The following is a 17890-nucleotide window of genomic DNA, read 5'->3' as shown; positions in this document are numbered from 1 at the left end:
GCTGCCGTCCCCTCGCCCTCGCGCACGCCCGTGCCGGACCCGCCGGCCGGTCCCGCTAGCATCACGGAGTTTTCCGGGTGGCGGGACAAAGGGGCGGAAAGTGGGCACGGGGACGTTGAGCGGGCCGGTCCGGCCCGCGGGGACGGCGGGCGGGGAGCGAAGACCGGCGTTCCGGCCGGACATCCAGGCGCTGCGCGCGGCGGCGGTCGGGCTCGTCGTGCTGAACCATCTCTGGCCCACGCGGTTGACCGGCGGTTACGTCGGCGTCGACGTCTTCTTCGTCATTTCTGGTTTCTTGATCACCTCGCATCTGGTGCGCGAGGCCGCGAGCACCGGACGGATCCGGCTCGCCCAGTTCTACGCCCGCCGCGTGCGCCGCCTGCTGCCCGCGGCGTTTCTCGTCCTGGCGTTCGCCGTCGCCGCCGCGTACTTCCTGATGCCCTACCCGCGCTGGGAAGCCAACGCGCAGGAAGTCGTCGCGAGCGCGCTCTACTGGGAAAACTGGCTGCTGGCCGCGAATTCTGTCGACTATTCGCACTTCAACCAGTCGGCGAGCCTGTCCCAGCACTACTGGTCGCTTTCGGTCGAGGAGCAGTTCTACCTGTTCTGGCCGCTGCTTCTCCTGCTGCTGTTCAAAATCCGCGCCCGCTGGGCGAGGTTCGCCGGCGTGGCGATCGCCGGGGCAGCCTCGCTCGGGTTCAGCATCTGGTTCACCGACGTGTCGAAGAGCCAGGCGTACTTCGTGACGCCAGTGCGGGTGTGGGAGTTCGCGCTCGGCGCTCTGCTCGCCTTCGGCGGCGTGCGTTTCGTACTGCCGAAGATCGCCGCGAATCTCGCCTCGGTCACGGGCTTCGCCGCGATCGCCGCCGCCGCGGTCCTGTTCGACGACCAGACCGCGTTTCCCGGCGCGACCGCGCTGCTGCCCGCGGTGGGCACCGCGCTGGTCATCTTCGGTGGCACCCGCGAAGGGCGGCAGTGGCACACGCCGCTGTCCTCGTCGCCGCCGGTGCAATGGCTGGGGAATGTCAGTTATTCGCTGTACCTGTGGCATTGGCCGCTGATCATGCTGGCCCCGTTCGCCTTCCCCGGCGCGCTGGTCGCCGGTGCGCTGACCTGGCAGGTCAAGGCAGGCATCGTGGCCGCGTCCCTGATCGCGGCGTACGCGTCGAAGCGGTTCGTGGAAGACCCGGTCCGCACCTGGCAGCCGTTGAGCCGCCATGCCGGCGCGACCTTCGCCGGCATGGCAGCCGGAATGCTCGCGGTGTGCGCCGCGGCCGGCGGCTTGACCTGGACCTACGAGCGGCACGTCGACCAGGCGGCTCGCGACCTGGCGGCGGAAATGACCGGCCCCTGCCACGGCGCGCGGGCCCTGATGGCGGGCAACGCGTGCGCCGATCCGTTCGGCCCGGCCAGAAGCGTCGAGATGGGCCCGGCCAACCGGTACTACACGCCGCCCGCGGACTGCCCGCCGCTGCTGTCGCAGTACTCGGCGAGCGACGGCACGAAAACGACCACCCAATGCGATTTCAGCCAGGGCGCCGCCAACCCGACGGTGGTGTGGCTGGTCGGCGACTCGCACGCCCAGCAGTGGCAGGGGCCGCTGCTGAGCCTGGCCCGCAAGAACCACTGGCTGCTGTACACGAGCTACCTGGGCGGCTGCCCGTTCGCCGACATCGAAGCCCTGAACTACCGCGGCACCGCCCCCGACCGGCGGTGCATGAGGTGGACGAAGTCGATGGTCGGCGACATCGCGAAGACGCGCCCCGCGTACGTGTTCACGTCGTTCTACAGCAGACACGAACGAGCAGACGACCACAGTGGACGGTCGCAAGCGGAGCAGTACCAAGAGGGACTGAACTCGTACTGGACCCAGTGGACGTCAGCAGGCGCGACGGTCTTCGTTCTGGCCGACCCGCCACTGAACGGCCTGGTCCGCCCAACGGACTGCGTGGTATTGAACCCGGACGACCCACGGCAATGCGCGGTCGACCGCTCTGTCGCACAACCGCCAGACCCACTGACGGCGGCGGCCAAGGCGAGCGCCGACCCGAAGGTCCGGCTGCTCGACCTGACGGATTACTTCTGCGACCGGCAACGCTGCTACGCGGTGATCGGGAAGGTCGGGGTTTATTACGACGCCGATCATTTGAACCTGGACTACAGCTTGAGCCTCGACCAGAGCATCGCCGCAGCGGCGGGCATCCCCGGCTGAAACGGACGTCCACATTAGTTTCGCTGCTCCAAGGAAACTTGACTGGCATGAGGATCATAAAGCGACGTCCGTTCTCAGGCCTTGCTGCTGTCATCGCGTTGTTTTTCACCGCGGAATCCCTCGGAGGCACTCGGGATCAGTTGGTCCTGTCGGAACGCGGGCAGGTTTCCGGCAGATTCAGGAACGCGATGGAGCAACTGGGCGCCAAGGACCTCATACGTTCGAGAACGTGCTCCCGTGTCCGGCTGCGGCCAGCGGCAGACGCCGCCGACGGATGTCCAATTAGCGATTACGGTACTCGCGCGGCGCGATGACTCGTCTGGGCAAGTGCAGCATCCGATAGATCTCCGGGACACCTGCTTGAGGGGGCCGACTTCGGCGGAGGCTGGTCGTTCTCCAGTGCAACGAATCGGCGACGGCGACGGAAGTTTCGAGAGCCAAACATCGGAGATTTCTGTGAGCCGATGCTGGATAATTGCGACCTGACCGATGCGAACTTCACTGGGCGCTGTTGACTGGGGCGGCTGTGAACAATGCACAGTTTAGCCGGAAGAGTTTAACCTCGGCCAGGGTTGTGCGGGGGGGGGGGGGGGGGCAGGTCTTCGTTGACGGTGTCGCGATGACTCTCGAGCAAATGCGCAAGTCCATAGGTTAGCGAGCGCCACTAGGGCCTCGCACTATTCTTGCGCGGGTGCACGGCCGCGCCGGCCAGTGAGACGGCGGTGCGTGCCTGCGACCGTTCCGCGCCGAAACCCCGCATCGAGCAGCTGAACACGCGACTCGCCGACACGTTGTTTTCCATGTGTCAACTAGGCATGCACACGCACATCTCCTCGGAAGAGCGTGTCAACACTTCCGGTCCGGTAATGCTCGAAAGGAGGAGAACTGCGTCCTCCAGGGTTCTTTCCGGGTTCCGTTCCGCGCCGCCGCTCCTAGGCTCGCCCTCATGACCATTCCTTCCGAACCCATCGGCAGCATCCCCCGTTCGCCCGAATTGCTCGGTGCTCTCTCCGCGCGGCAAAGCGGGCAGCTCGGCGACGCGGCCTTCGCCTCCGTTCTCGACCGGGCCGTCCGCGAGACCATCGAAACGCAAGCGAGCCTGGGCGCGACCGTGGTCACCGACGGCGAGCAGCGCAAACCCAGTTTCGTCACCTACCCGATCGCGGGCGCGGCGAACCTTTCCCCGGACGGCGTCGTCATCCCGTTCGCCGACGGGCATCAGCGGCAGCTGCCCTGCCTGGCCTCCGGGCCGTTCCGCTACCAGGAGCACGCCGGACAGTATGTGCGGGCCGCCCGGCAGTGCACGAATCTTCCGGTCAAGCAAGCGGTCATCGCGCCTTCCGCGCTGTCGCTGCTTTATCCGGCGGCCGGGCTCGACGGCTATTCGCGCGAGGATTTCCTCGCCGACCTGGTCGACGGGGCCGAGGCCGATATCCGCGGCTGCCTGGAGGCGGGCGCGCACGTGGTCCAGCTGGATTTCACCGAGGGACGCCTGTCGCTGAAGCTCGACCCCAGCGGTCAGGTGCTGCGCGATTTCGTCGCCTTGAACAACCGGGTGCTGGCGCGGTTCAGCGAAGCCGAGCGGGCGCGCATCGGCGTGCACACCTGCCCGGGCGGCGACCAGGACTCGACGCACAGCCTCGACGTCGACTACGCCGAGCTGCTTCCCGCGCTGTTCGAGCACACTGCCGGCAACTTCTACGTTCAGCTGGCCAGCGAGCCCGATCCGGACCGGGTCCTGCGCGTCCTCGCGGACCGGCTCCGGCCGGGCGTCCGCGTGTTCGTCGGGGTGACCGATCCGATCGACCCGCGCGTGGAGACCCCGGAGGAGGTGCGGGACCGCGTTCTGCGCGCGGCCCAGTACCTCCCGGTGGATCAGCTGGGGACTTGCGACGACTGCGGCTTTTCGCCGTTCGCCGACGACCAGTCGACCTCGCGGCAGACCGCGTTCGCCAAGATCCGCGCGCGGCTGGAAGGAACCGCGCTCGCGGCGGATCGGCTGGGGGTCGGTTTTCCGGCGTCGCGCGACAGCCAGGAAACTCACCAGACCGCCGCTGTCGACTGAATATCGCGCGGCGCAAGGGAAAACCGCCCGGCGACGGTTACGCAGGGTGTTTCGCCGTGCCTGGATCGGGCCAGGCACGGCCACGACCGAGGCAGCGGTGGTGACCCGCTACTAGGTGCGCCCGGCGACCCGGGCCGGTTTGCCTGCCCCGATAGGGAAACAGCTTGCCCGGCCGGGTGTTCCGGCCGGGTTTCGCTGAACCGGATGGTCTTGCGGTAACGGGGTGCGTTCATGGCGCTACTGCTTGTAACGTCGGCCGTCGGGCAGCCAGCCCGGACGGCGAAGGGGAGAGATGTCGTTTTCGAGAATCAGCGGCGGCGCGGTGGCGCTGCGGACGGCGCGGGCGTTCGCGGTCCTCGCCGGGCGATCGCTGCTGCTGGGGCCGGCCGCCGCGGCGGCGTGGCTGCGGGGCGGACGGTTCGACCGAGCCGGCTGGCTGGCGGACACCGTGGTGGCGCTGGGACCGGCGTTCGTGAAGGCGGCCCAGCTGCTGAGCACGCGGGCGGACCTGCTGCCGCCGCGCACGTGCCGCGCGCTTTCCCGGTTGCACGACCAGGTTCGCCCGGTTCCGCTGCGCACGGCGCCCGCGCTGAGGTTCGGCACGGGCGAGCCGCGGCTGGTCGGCGCGGGCAGCATCGCCTGCGTGTACCGGGTGGTCCTCCCGGACGGCCAGGCGGTCGCCGCCAAGGTGCGCAGGCCGGGGATCGTCCAGTCCCTCTCGGCTGATCTCGCGATGCTGGAACGAGGCGCACGGCTGGCGGCCAGGCTGCCGATGCTGCGCGGCGTGCCGGTCGCCGCCGTCGCCGCGCAGCTCGCCGAGAGCATCCGCGCGCAGCTCGACTTCGGCAGGGAAGCGGAGCGGCTCGAAGGCTTCCGGAAAGCGCTCAGCGTCGCGGACGGGGTGACCGTGCCCGGAGTCCAGCCCGAACTGTCCACAGAGGACATTCTGGTGATGGACTTCCTGGACGGGCTGGCGCGCCGCCGTCCGGAGGAACTCGGCGAGGAGGAGCGCCGGAACGCGGTCGTCACGGCGTTGCGCGCGGTGTACCGGATGCTCTTCCTGGACGGGGTGGTGCACTGCGACCTGCACCCCGGAAATCTCTACTTCCGCGACGACGGCTCGATCGTCGTGCTCGACGCGGGGTTCACCGTCCAGCTGTCGGAGTCCGCGCGCGAGAAGTTCGCCGCGTTCTTCTACTGCATGAGCCAGGGCGACGGCGAGGCCTGCGCGGACATCGTGCTGTCCACCGCGACAGCCCCGCCCGGCTCCGACACCGCGGGGTTCCGCGCCGGACTCGCCGCGCTGGTCGAGGAGCACACCGGACGCAGCGCGGCCGAGTTCGACCTGGTTTCCTTCGCCGCCAAGCTGTTCGACCTCCAGCGCCGGCACGGCCTGCACGCCGATCCGCAGTTCGTGTTCCCGATCCTGTCCCTGCTGGTGCTGGAGGGCACGGTGCGCGCATTCCATCCGGACGTCGATTTCCAGCGGGAGGCCCGGCCCATGCTGGTGACCGCACTGATGGAACGCGTCGTGGCCGTGCCGCGGGAAGTCCGGTGAGGCCCGCCGTCCTGGCCCGGGCGCTGCGTCAGCACCCGCGGCAGGTCGACTTCGGGCTGCGCCGGTTCCGGCTGCGGCCCGGCCCCGCGCGCGGCGTGCTGGAGTCGTCCGGACGAGCGTTCCTGACCGGGTTGAACGCCTCGGTCGAGCCGGACCCCGGCGTGCTCGGGCGGCAGGTGTCCGCGCTCGAACCGGAGCTGCGCGGGTTCGCGTTCGAGGGCGCGGGAATGGGCTGCGCCCTGCTGGACCTGCTCCTCCCGGTCCGGCGCGGCCGGGTCGCCGCTCTGCTGAACGGACCGGCCGCGGACTATCCGCACCTCGTGCACGTCGGGGCCGGCTGGGCGTACGCGCGGCTGCGGCTGCGCCCCTCGCGGAACGCGGGGACGGATCCGCTGCTGCGGTGGCTGGCCTGGGACGGATTCGGCTTCCACCAAGGCTTTTTCCATCCCGACCGGGCGATCGGCCGCCGTCGCGTGGAACCCGGGGTCGGCCGGGGGCCGCGGCAGGTCCGCGACCAGGGGCTCGGCCGGGCGCTGTGGTTCTGCGAATGCGCGGACCCCGACGGCGTCGCGCTGCGGATCGCGGAATTCCCGGTCGGGCGGCAGGCGGACCTGTGGAGCGGAATCGGCCTCGCCGCGACGTACGCGGGCGGTGCGGACGCCGCCGAACTCGCCCGGCTCGCCGACCTGTCCGGGCCGTTTCGCGCACACCTGGCACAGGGCTGCGCGTTCGCCTGCGCCGCGCGGAGGGTCAGCGGCATCGTGCCCGCGCACACCGACAAAGCGGCCGAAGTGCTGGCCGGCACCAGCACCGGCGCCGCCGCGGACTGGACCGACCGGGCGCTCGAACGGTGCGCGCCATCCCCGTCCACGCTCGCGGACTACCAGCGCTGGCGCGCGGAAATCCGGTATCTCTGGGAGAGGAAGAACCGATGAGGCCCTTTCTGCGCCGGCATCTGGCCCGCGTAGTCGCCTTGGCCGGCTGCGCGGCGGTATTCGCGTTCACGGTCGTCCCGCAGTCGTCCTCGGCCGGGGAAACCGAGCTGGCGCGCCAGTTCTCGTTCGCCGCCTCGCCGGTCAGCCCGGACAACGCGCCCGGCGGAAGGCACGTGCGGACCGTCGCCCCGGCCTACGAGCAGATCCGTTCGTGGATCTCCTCCGTGGGCGCGGCGACCGCGCTGTTCTCCGCGGACGGCGGACCGGTCTCGCACGACGTCTGCCTGGTGGACCCTCGCACGGACACGGTCACCGTCGAACCCGCTCCGGGGACCGGCGCGCGATACCAGCCGTTCCCGCTCGTCCCGGCGGGGTTGCAGATGCCGTCGTTCGCGGCGCCGATGGGCTGCCTGCCCGCCGACGTCGGCGAGAACGGCCGTCAGGACGTCGTCGTCTACTACTGGGGCCGTTCCCCGGTCGTCTTCGAGCGGCTGCCCGGGACCGCGCCGTCGGCGGCGGCGTTCCGGCCGCGCGAGCTGGTCAGCCCGTGGCAGGTGTGGAACACCAATGCCGCCACGATCGGCGATTTCGACGGCGACGGGCACCCCGACCTCGTGTTCGGCAACTATTTCCCGGACGGCGCGCGCGTGCTCGATCCCACCGCGCACCAGCCAGAACTGGTGATGAACGATTCGCTGTCCCACGCCGCGAACGGGGGCACGCTCCGGCTGTTCCGCTCCGCGGGCGGCGGCCGGTTCGCCGAGACGCCCGACGCCTTCCCGCCGGAGGTGCGCACCGGATGGGCCCTGGCGCTCGCCGCCCAGGACATCGGCGGCCGGGGACTGCCGGATCTCTACGTGGCCAACGACTTCGGGCCCGACCACCTGCTGGTCAACGAGTCCGCGCCGGGCCGCGTCGCGTTCCGCACGGCGACCGGGACGCGGCACGCGACGACGCCGAAGTCGAAGGTGCTGGGCAACGATTCGTTCAAGGGCATGGGCGTGGCCTTCGCCGACCTCGACGCGAAGGGCGTCCCGGACATCCTGGTCAGCAACATCACCGAGCCGTATGCGCTGCAGGAAAGCAACTTCGCCTACCAGTCCACCGCGGACCGCGCCGGGACCGCAGCGCGCTTGCGCGACGGCGTGGCTCCTTACGACGACCGCAGCGAGGACCTTGGCTTGTCTCGCACCGGATGGTCGTGGGACGTCAAGGCCGCCGACTTCGCCAACTCCGGGTCCGAGGAGGTCATGCACGCGACCGGGTTCGTCGCCGGCGAGGTGAACCGGTGGGCGCAGCTGCAGGAAACGGCGATGTCGAACGACCTCGTGCTGAGCCATCCCGCGTTGTGGCCGCGGTTCACCGAGGGCACCGATCTGTCCGGACACGACCACAACTCGTTCTTCGCCCGCGGCGCGGACGGCCGCTACGTGAACGTCGCGGACCAGGTCGGGGTCGGCACCGATGCGGTCAGCCGCGCGTTCGCGGTCGGCGATGTGGACGGCGACGGCCGGCTGGACTTCGTCGTCGCCAACCAGTGGGCGCCGTCCACTCTGTACCGCAACACGTCGCCGGCCGGGGCTTTCCTCGGCCTGCGCTTGCGAAAACCCGTTGGCGGCAACGCGTGCCGTGCGGGCGGACCCGGTCCGGCGACACCCGCGATCGGGGCCGAGGCGGAAGTCGCCGCGCCGGGCGGCGGAAAACGGCTGCAGCAGGTGTACCCGGCCAACGGGCACAACGGCGTCAACGCCCCGGACCTGCACTTCGGCCTGGGCAGCCAGCCGCCGTCCGCCGTGCCCGTGCGCCTGGCGTGGCGGGACGGCTGCGGGCACCGCCACGAGGGTTCGGTGTCGCTCCCGCCCGGCTGGCACCAGCTGCGGCTCAATCCCGACGGCACCATCGAGGAGGACCGGTGACCAAGTCGCCGAGCGAACGCCGTTCCGCCGCCCTGCGCCGGTTCGGCGCGTCGATCACCGTGCTGACCGTGCTCGGGCACACCGTGCTCGGCTTCGAACAGGCGTATCTCACGCCGGTGGTCGCCGTGTTCGCCGCGCTGGCCGCGGAGATCGTGCTGGAGTCGGTCGAGGCCGCGGCTGCCGGCCGTCGTCCGCGCTACCTCGGCAAACCCGGCGCGGTGGTCGACTTCCTGCTTCCCGCCTACATCACCGGCATGGCGTGCGCGATGCTGCTGTACGCCAACGACCGGTTCATGCCGACCGTGCTCGCTTCCGTCGTCGGGGTCGCTTCGAAGTACCTCGTGCGGGTGCGGATCGGCGGCAAGAGCAGGCACGTGCTCAACCCGAGCAACGTCGGGATCGTGGTGGTCCTGCTGCTCTTCGGCTGGGTCGGCATCGCGCCGCCGTACGAGTTCACCGAATGGGTCACCGGCTGGTGGGGCGCGGTCGTGCCCGCCCTGCTGCTGGTCGCGGGGACGATGCTGAACGCCCAGCTCACCGGCAAGGTGCCGCTGATCCTCGGCTGGGTCGGCGGGTTCCTCGGGCAAGCGGTGCTGCGGGCGCTGTTCACCGACATTTCGCTGGTCAGCGCGGTGCTGCCGATCACCGGCACGGCGTTCGTCCTGTTCACCAACTACATGATCACCGACCCCGGCACCACGCCGTCGTCGCGGCGGAACCAGGTCTGGTTCGGGCTCGCCACGGCCGCGGTCTACGGCGTGCTGGTGCAGTTCCACGTCGTGTTCGGCCTGTTCTTCGCGCTGACGATCACCTGTGCGCTGCGGGCTGCGGCGCTGGCGGTCGCCGCGCGGAAGAGTCCGCAGTGGACCGTCCTGGTCCCCGCGCCGCGCACCGCCGCCGAACCGGTTCCGGCCCGGGAGCCCGCATGACCCGCCGCGAATCCGGCGAGCCGATCGCGATCGTCGGGGCGGCTTGTCGCTACCCGGACGCGGCCGATCCGGCGCAGCTGTGGGAAACCGTGCTCCACCAACGCCGCGCGTTCCGGCGGCTGCCGCCGGGACGGCTGGACCTCGCCGACTACTGGAGCGCCGACGCCAGCGTCCCGGACCGGACCTACAGCACCCAGGCCGCGGTGCTGGCGGACTGGGAGTTCGACCGGGAGGCGTTCCGGATCCCCGGTCCGACGTTCCGCGCCGCCGACCCCGCGCATTGGCTCGCGCTGGAAACCGCGGACCGCGCGCTCGCCGACGCCGGTCATCCGGCGGGTGCCGGCCTGGACGCGGACCGGGTGGCCGTCGTCGTCGGCAACAGCCTGACCGGCGAGGTGACCCGCGCCCGGACGCTGCGGCTGCGCTGGCCCTACGTTCGCGACGTCCTGCGCGCCTCGGTGCCCGAGGCGGACCTCGCGGAGGTCGAAAAGCGGTATCTGTCGGCGTTTCCGGAGATCGGCGACGAGACGCTGGCCGGGAGCCTCGCCAACACCATCGCGGGCCGCATCTGCAACCACTTCGGCTTCCACGGCGGCGGGTACACAGTGGACGGTGCGTGCGCTTCGTCGATGCTCGCTGTGATCACCGCCTGCCGCGCGCTGCGAGACGGAGGAGCCGACTTCGCGCTCGCCGGGGGAGTGGACCTGTCGCTCGACCCGTTCGAACTGGTCGGCTTCGCCAAGACTGGAGCGCTCGCCGCGGAGGAGATGCGGATTTACGACGAGCGTTCAGCGGGCTTCTGGCCTGGCGAGGGCTGCGGAATGCTCGCGCTCGCCCGCGCCGAAGACGCCCGGGCGGCGGGATTGCCGGTGTACGCGGAGATCCTCGGCTGGGGCGTTTCCTCGGACGGCCGCGGCGGCATCACCCGGCCCGAGGCGGACGGGCAGCTGCTCGCGCTGCGCCGGGCGAGCGAGATGGCGGGCGTCGAGCACGCCGAGATCGGGCTGTACGAGGGACACGGCACCGGGACGGCGGTCGGCGACGTGGTCGAGCTAACCGCGTTGAACCGGGCTCGGTCCGGGGCGCGGTCGGCCGCCGCGCTCGGTTCGGTCAAGGCGAACATCGGGCATACCAAGGCGGCTGCCGGAGCGGCCGGGGTGCTCAAGGCCGCGCTGAGCGTGTCCTCGGGGCTTCTGCCGCCGACCACCGGCTGTGCGGCCCCGCATCCGGCGGTCGGGGAGACTTTGCGGGTGCTGTCGGCTCCGGAGCCATGGCCGGACGCTCGCCGGTTCGCCGGGGTGAGCGCGATGGGGTTCGGCGGCATCAACACCCACGTCGTGCTGGGCGCCCCGGCGCGGACCAGGCCGGTGCGGTCGCCGGCGGCGGGCCGGCCGACGCCGGACTACGACGTCATCGCCGTCAGCGGCCCCGACCCCGATCGGGTCGCCGCCGAACTGGCGCGGATCGCCGAGGCGGCGCCGCGGTTGTCACGGTCGGAGCTGCACGACCTCGCGTGCCAGTACGCCCGGCGGGACACCGCCGGGCCCGTCCGAGCCGCGCTCGTCGCCCGCACCCCGGCCGAACTCGCCTCGCTCGCCGCGCGGGCAGCAACCGAGGTGCCGCACGCGCCCGGAAAGCTCTCGACCTTCCCTGGTGCCTGGCTGGGAAACGCCGTGCCGGGCCGGATCGCGCTGCTGTTCCCCGGGCAGGGCGCGAGCGGAGCGGAACCGGCCGACACCGCGGTGGCCCAGCCTGCGATCTACCGTGCCTGCCGCACCGCGCTCTCCCGGCTCGAAGAGCTGGGCGTGACCGCCAGCGTCGCGATCGGACACAGTCTCGGCGAATTTGCCGCGCTCACCTGGGCGGGTTGTCTGTCCGCAGAGGACGGTGAACGGCTGGCGATCGAACGCGGCCGGATCATGGGCAAGTACGGCACTCCCGGCACCGGCATGCTCGCCGTCGCGGCGAGCGCGGCCGAGGCGCAGGCGCTCTGCGCGGGGACGGACGTCGTGCTCGCTGCCGACAACTCCGCTCTGTCGCAAGTACTTTCCGGTTCGGTGGAGGAACTTCAGACGGTGGCGAGCGCGGCCGAGCGGCGCGGGTTCCGCGTCACGCGGCTTCCCGTGTCCCACGGATTCCACAGTCCCGCCATGGCCGCCTGCGCCGCGCCGTGGCGGGATTTCCTCGAGAGCATCGAACTCCGGCCGGTACGGCGCACCGTTCTGTCCACTGTGTACGGTCGGCAGCTCACCGAGCAGGACGATCTCGTCGAGCTGCTCGTCCAGCAGTTGTGCGCGCCGGTGCAGTTTCGGGCCGCTGTCGAGGCCGTCGACGCGGACCTGTTCTGCGAAGCGGGCCCTGGCCGGGCGTTGAGCGCTCTGGCCGGACGGGCGGCGGTCAGCATGGATATCGGCGCAACCGGCGACCGTGCGGCCGCCGACTCCGCGGCCGCGCTGTTCACCGCCGGGGCCGTCGCGAACCTCTCTCGGTGGTTCGCCGGACGCGTCGCGAGGCCGATCGATCTCGACCGCGAACCGCAGTCCCTGACGAACCCGTGTTCCGCGGCGCCCGCGGTGATTCCGGCTCCCCGGGAGGAGAAGGACGCCGTTCCGGCTCGCGACGCGGCCGCGACGGTCACCAGCCTGTTAGCCGAGGCGACCGAACTGGACGCGGCGTTGATCGGCTCCGACGCCCGCCTTCTCGCCGACCTCAACCTGAGTTCGCTGCGGGCCACTCAGCTCGTGGTCGAGGCGGCGTCGGCGCTCGGCCGGAAGCTGCCGTCGGTGTCGATGGCGTTCGCCGACAGCTCGGTCGGCGAGGTGATCGCGGAGATCGAACGGCTCCCGGAGACCGCGGAACCGGACGGGGAAACACCGGGCGTGCGGCCGTGGACCGGCTGTTTCACCGAGGCCCTGGTCCCGTCCCGGCTCGGACCCTGGCGGCCGACCGAAGCCGTGTACGTCGCCGATCCCGAAGACGTCGACGCACTGCTCGACGCCGGGCGGAAAGCCCTGCACCACCAGGCGCTCGTCGTGGTCACGCACGACTGCGCGACCAGCGGCTTCTTCCGCTCGCTGCACCAGGAACATCCCGGCGTCGGCATCACCCTCGCCCAGGTCCCGCCCGGCGCGACGGATGTCTCCGCGTTGCACGCCGAACCCGGCCGATTCCGCGAGTTGATCCTCGGCGAGGACGGCGCCTGGTACGAACCGGGCGAGCAGTTCGTTTCCGCGGAGCCGGGCGAAACCCCGCTCGACGGCCAAGACGTGCTCCTGGTCAGCGGCGGCGGCAAAGGCATCGGCTACGCATGCGCCTCCGCGCTGGCCAGCACGACCGGGCTCGCGCTGGCGATCCTCGGCCGCTCCCATCCGGAAACCGACGAACTCCTCCGGTCCAATCTGGACCGGCTCCGGGCGGACGGCATCCGCGTCGCCTACGAGGCCGCCGACGTCGGCGACCCGGACGCCGTCGCGCTCGCCGTGGAGAAACTCACCGCCGAAACCGGCCCGGTGACCGCGTTGCTGCACGCGAGCGGCATCAACGAACCTGCCCGGTTCTCCGCTCTGACCGCCGGCCAGGTCCGCGCTCACCTGCGTCCGAAGATCACCGGGCTCCGCGCGCTGCTCGCCGCCGTCCCGCCCGGATCGCTGCGGCTGCTGGTCACGTTCGGCTCGGTGATCGGGTCGGCCGGGATGGCGGGGGAGTGCCACTACGCACTGGCCAACGGCCTCCTGCGCGCCGAGGCCCGGCGGCTCGCGCGGGAGCTGCCCTCCTGCCGGGTGCTCGACATCGCCTGGTCGGCGTGGTCGGGCGCCGGCATGGCCGAACGCATGGGCGCGGCGCAGGCCCTCGCCCGCTCCGGGGCCGCGCCGATCCCGGTCGAGGAAGGCGCCGAGCTGTTCCTGCGCCTGCTGCGAACGCCGTCGACGGCCGCCGACGTGTCCGTGCACGGACGGCTCGGCGAACCGCCCCCGACGGGAACGGGCCGGTTCCTGGAGCGGATCCGGGCGGGCCACCCCGGCGTGGAACTCGTCGCCGACATGACGCTTTCGCTGCGCACCGACCCGTGGCTGGACGGCCACCGGGTCGACGGAGCAGTCCTGTTGCCCGCGGTCGTCGGGCTGGAGGCCATGGCGCAGGCCGCTTCCACGGTCGCTGGCCGGGCCCTGACGACGGCGTGCGACGTCAGGTTCGACCGGCCGGTCATCATTCCCGACACGGACGAGCACACTGTCCGGGTGTGCGCGCTGCGGGAGGGCGACGTCGTCACCACCGTGCTGCGCAGTGCCGAATCGAACTTCCAGACCGACCACTTCAGGGCGATGTTTCCCTTGTCTGGTACGGGAAAAGCTCTGCCGCTGCCGGAGGCTCCTGAGCGCGGCCGAATCGGACCGGCCGAACTGTACGACCGGTTATTGTTCCACAGTGGACACTTCCGCCGGGTCGCCGCGGCCGCCGTGCCGGATCCGTGGTCGTGCCGGGCCACGATCACCCCGAACGACGAGCCCTGGTTCACCTCGGTGCTCGGCGAACCGGCCGCGCACGACGCCACCGTGCACGTCCTGCAAGCGTGCGTCCCGACGCGACGGCTGCTGCCCGTCGCCTGCGACCGCGTCGAGTTCGACCCGCGCGCGGCGGGCCCGTGGGAACTCCGCGGCATCGAACAACACGCCGCAGACGGCCGCTACACCTGGGACGTCGTGGCCGCCGACGCGGAAGGCCGCGCCGCCGTCCGATGGACCGGCCTCCGACTGGCTGACACCGGACCGCTGCCCGACGACCGGCCGTGGTCTCTAGCGCTGCTGTCGGTGGCGATCACCCGGACCGCGGTAGCGCTGGGCCTCGATTCCTCGCTGCGCGTATCGATCGGCGAACCGTTCGCGGTGGACGCCGAAGCGGGCTGTCCGGTCGCCTGCGCTTGGGAATTCGTCGAACCGCACGAACCACCGGATCCCGGACTGCTTCGGGTCCTCTCGGGGCCGTGCGACGAGCCGCCCGAGCGTCTGGCCGCACGGGCGTCCACGGTGGCGAGGTGCCTGACCCAGGTGAGCGCAAGTCCTTCGGAGACAAGGTTTTCCGGGGCCTACGATGGAGGCTGGGTCGTCCTCGCCGCCGGACGCGCGCGGATCGCCTCTGCGGTCTTCGCCGTGGACGGGTACCGGCTGCCCGTCGCAATCGCGCTGCTCACGGCCGGAGGTGCCGAGTGACCCCGGCCTACCGGTACCGGCATCCCGTCACGCTGGAGGAGACCAACCTCGTCGGCAATGTGTACTTCGCGCATTACGTTCGCTGGCAAGGACATTGCCGGGAACGGTTCCTCGCCGAGCACGCGCCGGACGTCCTCGCCTCGCTCGCCGACGGCTTCGCCGTGGTCACCACCGGATGCGGCTGCGAGTACTTCGGCGAGCTGACCGCCGGGGACGTCGTCGAACTGCGCATGACCCTGACCGAACTCGAAGGCCACCGCGTGGCGATGGCGTTCGACTACTACCGCACCGAGGTCGCCGTGCCGCAGCTGGTGGCCCGCGGGCACCAGGCCGTCGCGTGCATGGCCCGCGGACCCGGCGGGCTGGAGCCGGTCCCGGTGCCCGAGCAACTCCGGGAGGCCCTGACTCCGTACTTGAAAATCCAGTAGTACGCTGAGGCGGTGACGACCACCGCCCGAGGGGAACGGCAGTACCGCCAGTACTGCGGGCTCGCCGCCGCCCTCGACACCGTCGGCGAACGCTGGACGCTGCTCATCGTGCGCGAACTGCTGCTCGGCCCGCGCCGCTACACCGAGCTGCTCGCGGACCTGCCCGGCATCGGCACGAATCTCCTGGCGGACCGGCTGAAGAAGCTGGGCGCCGCCGGAATCGTCGAGCGAGCCGAAACCGGAGCCGGGCACGCGTACCGGCTCGGCCCGCTGGGCGAACAGCTGCGGGAACCGGTGCTGGCGCTGTCGAAATGGGGCATCGGGCTGCTGGGCGAACCGAGCGCGGACATGGTCACGCGGCCGCATTGGGCGCTGCTCGCCGTCCAGGCGATGGCGGACGCGAACCGCCTGCCGGAGGTGGCGGAGACGTACGAATTCACCGTCGACGACGAGAGCTTCCACCTGACCGTCGACCGCGGCGCGCTGACCACCGCGCGCGGACCCGCCGCGTCCCCGGCCCTGAGCATCCGCACCGACGCGACGACGTTCGTCCGGATCGGCGCCGGAGCGCTCGGCCCGTTCGAGGCGCTGGCTACGGGAAAACTGACGTTCTCCGGTGACCCGGACGCGGTGGTGCGCTGCTCGACGGTGCTCGGGCTGATGGAGCGATCCGAGCCGCGTCGGGGCGGGTGAGCCGGGCGGTTCTCGGGGGCGGATGCGGGGCGGCCGGTGTGCGGGTGCCGAGGGGCGGGCGGGTTCGTCGGCGGTCCTGACTGTGCCCCGCCAGCTCGAGCCGCGCCTAAGTGCCGCGCTCGGCGACCAGCGACACGCGCTTGATCGACGCGCTGACCTCGATGACCGCGCGCGAGGTGTGGTTCGCGGCCGGGTGCCGAGGTTTCGCTCGGGAGATTCGCCGGTGCGGGCGGGTGTGACGGCGGCGGATATGGCGCGGCCAGTGCTCGCCCGCGGGTGTCGCCGGTCGCGCGGGCGGGTTGGCCGGCGGTCCGGTTGATGCAGATTTCAGTGCGCCTGCGCGCGGATGGGCCGCGAGATGCCGCGCGGCGCGGGCGAGCTGGCCGGCACCGGAACTCGGGAGAGCGGCCTGGTCCGCCCGCGCACGGGGGAACCAGGCCGCTGTCCGGGCCCGAAACCTCAGAGCCGAACCTCAGGGCGAACCTCAGAGTCCGCCCACCTTCACCGGGAACTTCTGGATCGTCGCGATCGTCGTGTCCGGGTCGTCCGGCAGGACCAGGTCCACCGGGTTCTGGAGCTGGTACAGGTCGCCTCGCGGCGGGAACTGCGTCAGCTGGCCGACGAGCTGCGCCGGGTTCTTCGTGGTCAGCACCAGCGGCTCGTACGCCTTCCGGGACTGGATGCCCGCGCGGCGGAGCATGTCGTCGGGCTGGTCGATCGTCATGGTGAAGCTCAGGACCATGACCTGCTCGTAGCGCGGCGGGAACTTCTGCGTCATCTTGAGCAGGCTCTTGGCGTCCACGTCGACGTCGTTCTGCTCGATCGTGATCGTGCCGCCGCCCTGCCGCGCGCTGTCGCCGCCGGGGAGTTCGCCCGACACCCGGTGGCCGACCACGCGCAGCCGCACCGAGTTGACCGGGTCGTCCGGGTTCACGTCGACCCGGACCTTGATCCCGCCGCGGAAATCGACGCTGACCAGGGCCGTGCGGATCCGCAGCGGCGTGTTGACCGCCAGGCAGCTGCACGGGATCTCCGCCCCGATCGGCGGCAGGCCGGTCTGCTGCGGGAAGGCCTGGGCCTGCTGCCCGCCCAGCAGGCCGCCGGCCGCGACGCCGCCCACCCCCAGCGCGGCCGCCGCGGCGGCTCCCTTCAGGAAGTCCCGCCGGTCCTTGCCGGAGCCGGGCTCTTCGGGTTTCTCGTCGTTCGGAGCAGGCATCCTCTACCTCCGCGGGTGCGTTTCGAAGAGTTCTGGCCCGCTTGAATTTAAGGTAGCGGCCGACCGTCCGGCCAGGCTCCGGACCAAGATCGACCCGGTCGTGTCCGCCGCCGGCGACCCGCGGCGACCGGACCTGGGGGAGCGGGCCAGCCGGACAGGCGACCCCGGTCATCAGATCGGTGGAGCGGCAGCGGCGAGAAGTCCCGGCGGGAACGCGCTGATCGAAAGGCGGCCGGGAATCGGCGTATCGCGCAAGCTCGCGGCGCGGAATCGCGCTACGCCGGGAGCGACCCCGTCCGGGACGGACCGGAAAACGAAAAGCGGGACCCGGCCGCCCGGCCGGGTCCCGCGTTCTCGAGGCGGAAATCAGTCTTTCTTCAGCGCGTTCTTGACTTTGTCGGCCGCGTCGCCGAGAGCGTCTTTCACGTTTTCCGCGGCTTCCTTGATCCCGGCCTTCGCCTGGTCGGCTTTGCCCTCGTTCCGCAGGTTCTCGTCGCCGGTCAGGGAACCGGCGGCTTCCTTGGCCTTGCCGCCGAAGTCGTCTGCCTTGGCGCCGATCTTGTCGCCCATCGACACGGGTCTCCTCCTTCATTGCCGAACAACGAACGCGGAATGCGATCAGAGTGGACGACAGCGCGGATCCCGAATCGTCACTCACCCGATCATGTGATCGTCGCCACTCGTTCGGTGAGTGAGTTTCGCGTGGCGGCGGAGTCGAACCGATGAACAGG

11 protein-coding genes are annotated in these 17890 nt (G+C 71.1%); 9 read left to right on the top strand and 2 right to left on the bottom strand.

Features of this window, described 5'->3' with window-relative positions:
• Positions 1–100: 100 nt before the first annotated feature.
• The 9 genes from F9C11_RS31125 (at position 101) to F9C11_RS31085 (ending at position 15943) form a co-directional block, all read left to right on the top strand.
• On the top strand, positions 101–2212 hold the full coding sequence (locus tag F9C11_RS31125; protein WP_409180919.1) for an acyltransferase family protein: 2112 nt from the start codon (positions 101–103) through the stop codon (positions 2210–2212).
• Positions 2213–3158: 946 nt separating this feature from the next.
• The gene (locus tag F9C11_RS31120) at positions 3159–4277 is read left to right on the top strand and encodes a cobalamin-independent methionine synthase II family protein (RefSeq protein ID WP_409180918.1); all 1119 of its coding nucleotides are present in this window, start codon (positions 3159–3161) and stop codon (positions 4275–4277) included.
• 292 nt (positions 4278–4569) lie between these two features.
• On the top strand, positions 4570–5835 hold the full coding sequence (locus F9C11_RS31115; RefSeq protein WP_409180917.1) for an ABC1 kinase family protein: 1266 nt from the start codon (positions 4570–4572) through the stop codon (positions 5833–5835).
• Positions 5832–6770 carry a DUF1702 family protein gene (locus F9C11_RS31110; RefSeq protein ID WP_409180916.1) on the top strand — a complete coding sequence of 313 codons (939 nt, stop codon included), beginning with the start codon at positions 5832–5834 and terminating at the stop codon, positions 6768–6770. The genes F9C11_RS31115 and F9C11_RS31110 overlap by 4 nt, the downstream gene beginning before the upstream one ends.
• On the top strand, positions 6767–8686 hold the full coding sequence (locus tag F9C11_RS31105; protein ID WP_409180915.1) for a CRTAC1 family protein: 1920 nt from the start codon (positions 6767–6769) through the stop codon (positions 8684–8686). The genes F9C11_RS31110 and F9C11_RS31105 overlap by 4 nt, the downstream gene beginning before the upstream one ends.
• The gene (locus tag F9C11_RS31100; protein WP_409180914.1) at positions 8683–9615 is read left to right on the top strand and encodes an enediyne biosynthesis protein UnbU; all 933 of its coding nucleotides are present in this window, start codon (positions 8683–8685) and stop codon (positions 9613–9615) included. The genes F9C11_RS31105 and F9C11_RS31100 overlap by 4 nt, the downstream gene beginning before the upstream one ends.
• Positions 9612–14822 (top strand): SDR family NAD(P)-dependent oxidoreductase, encoded by a 5211-nt coding sequence (locus F9C11_RS31095; RefSeq protein ID WP_409180913.1) that lies wholly within the window; start codon positions 9612–9614, stop codon positions 14820–14822. The genes F9C11_RS31100 and F9C11_RS31095 overlap by 4 nt, the downstream gene beginning before the upstream one ends.
• Positions 14819–15250 (top strand): acyl-CoA thioesterase, encoded by a 432-nt coding sequence (locus tag F9C11_RS31090; protein ID WP_409180912.1) that lies wholly within the window; start codon positions 14819–14821, stop codon positions 15248–15250. The genes F9C11_RS31095 and F9C11_RS31090 overlap by 4 nt, the downstream gene beginning before the upstream one ends.
• 12 nt (positions 15251–15262) lie before the next feature.
• Entirely contained in the window at positions 15263–15943 is a 681-nt protein-coding gene (locus F9C11_RS31085) for a winged helix-turn-helix transcriptional regulator (RefSeq protein WP_409180911.1), read from the top strand.
• A 484-nt stretch (positions 15944–16427) separates the two neighbouring features.
• On the opposite strand, the gene F9C11_RS31080 is transcribed toward F9C11_RS31085, so the two are convergent.
• Together F9C11_RS31080 and F9C11_RS31075 are read right to left on the bottom strand one after the other, a co-directional pair.
• Positions 16428–17159 carry a twin-arginine translocation signal domain-containing protein gene (locus F9C11_RS31080; RefSeq protein ID WP_409180910.1) on the bottom strand — a complete coding sequence of 244 codons (732 nt, stop codon included), beginning with the start codon at positions 17157–17159 and terminating at the stop codon, positions 16428–16430.
• A gap of 366 nt (positions 17160–17525) precedes the next feature.
• Positions 17526–17729: a CsbD family protein gene (locus F9C11_RS31075; RefSeq protein ID WP_409187010.1), complete on the bottom strand. Its 204-nt coding sequence runs from the start codon at positions 17727–17729 to the stop codon at positions 17526–17528.
• Positions 17730–17890 lie beyond the last annotated feature (161 nt).

Source organism: Amycolatopsis sp. VS8301801F10, from assembly GCF_046195355.1.
Classification (GTDB): Bacteria; Actinomycetota; Actinomycetes; order Mycobacteriales; family Pseudonocardiaceae; genus Amycolatopsis.
Note: the sequence above shows the minus strand (reverse complement) of the source record. Positions and strands in the feature narration are given on the sequence as shown.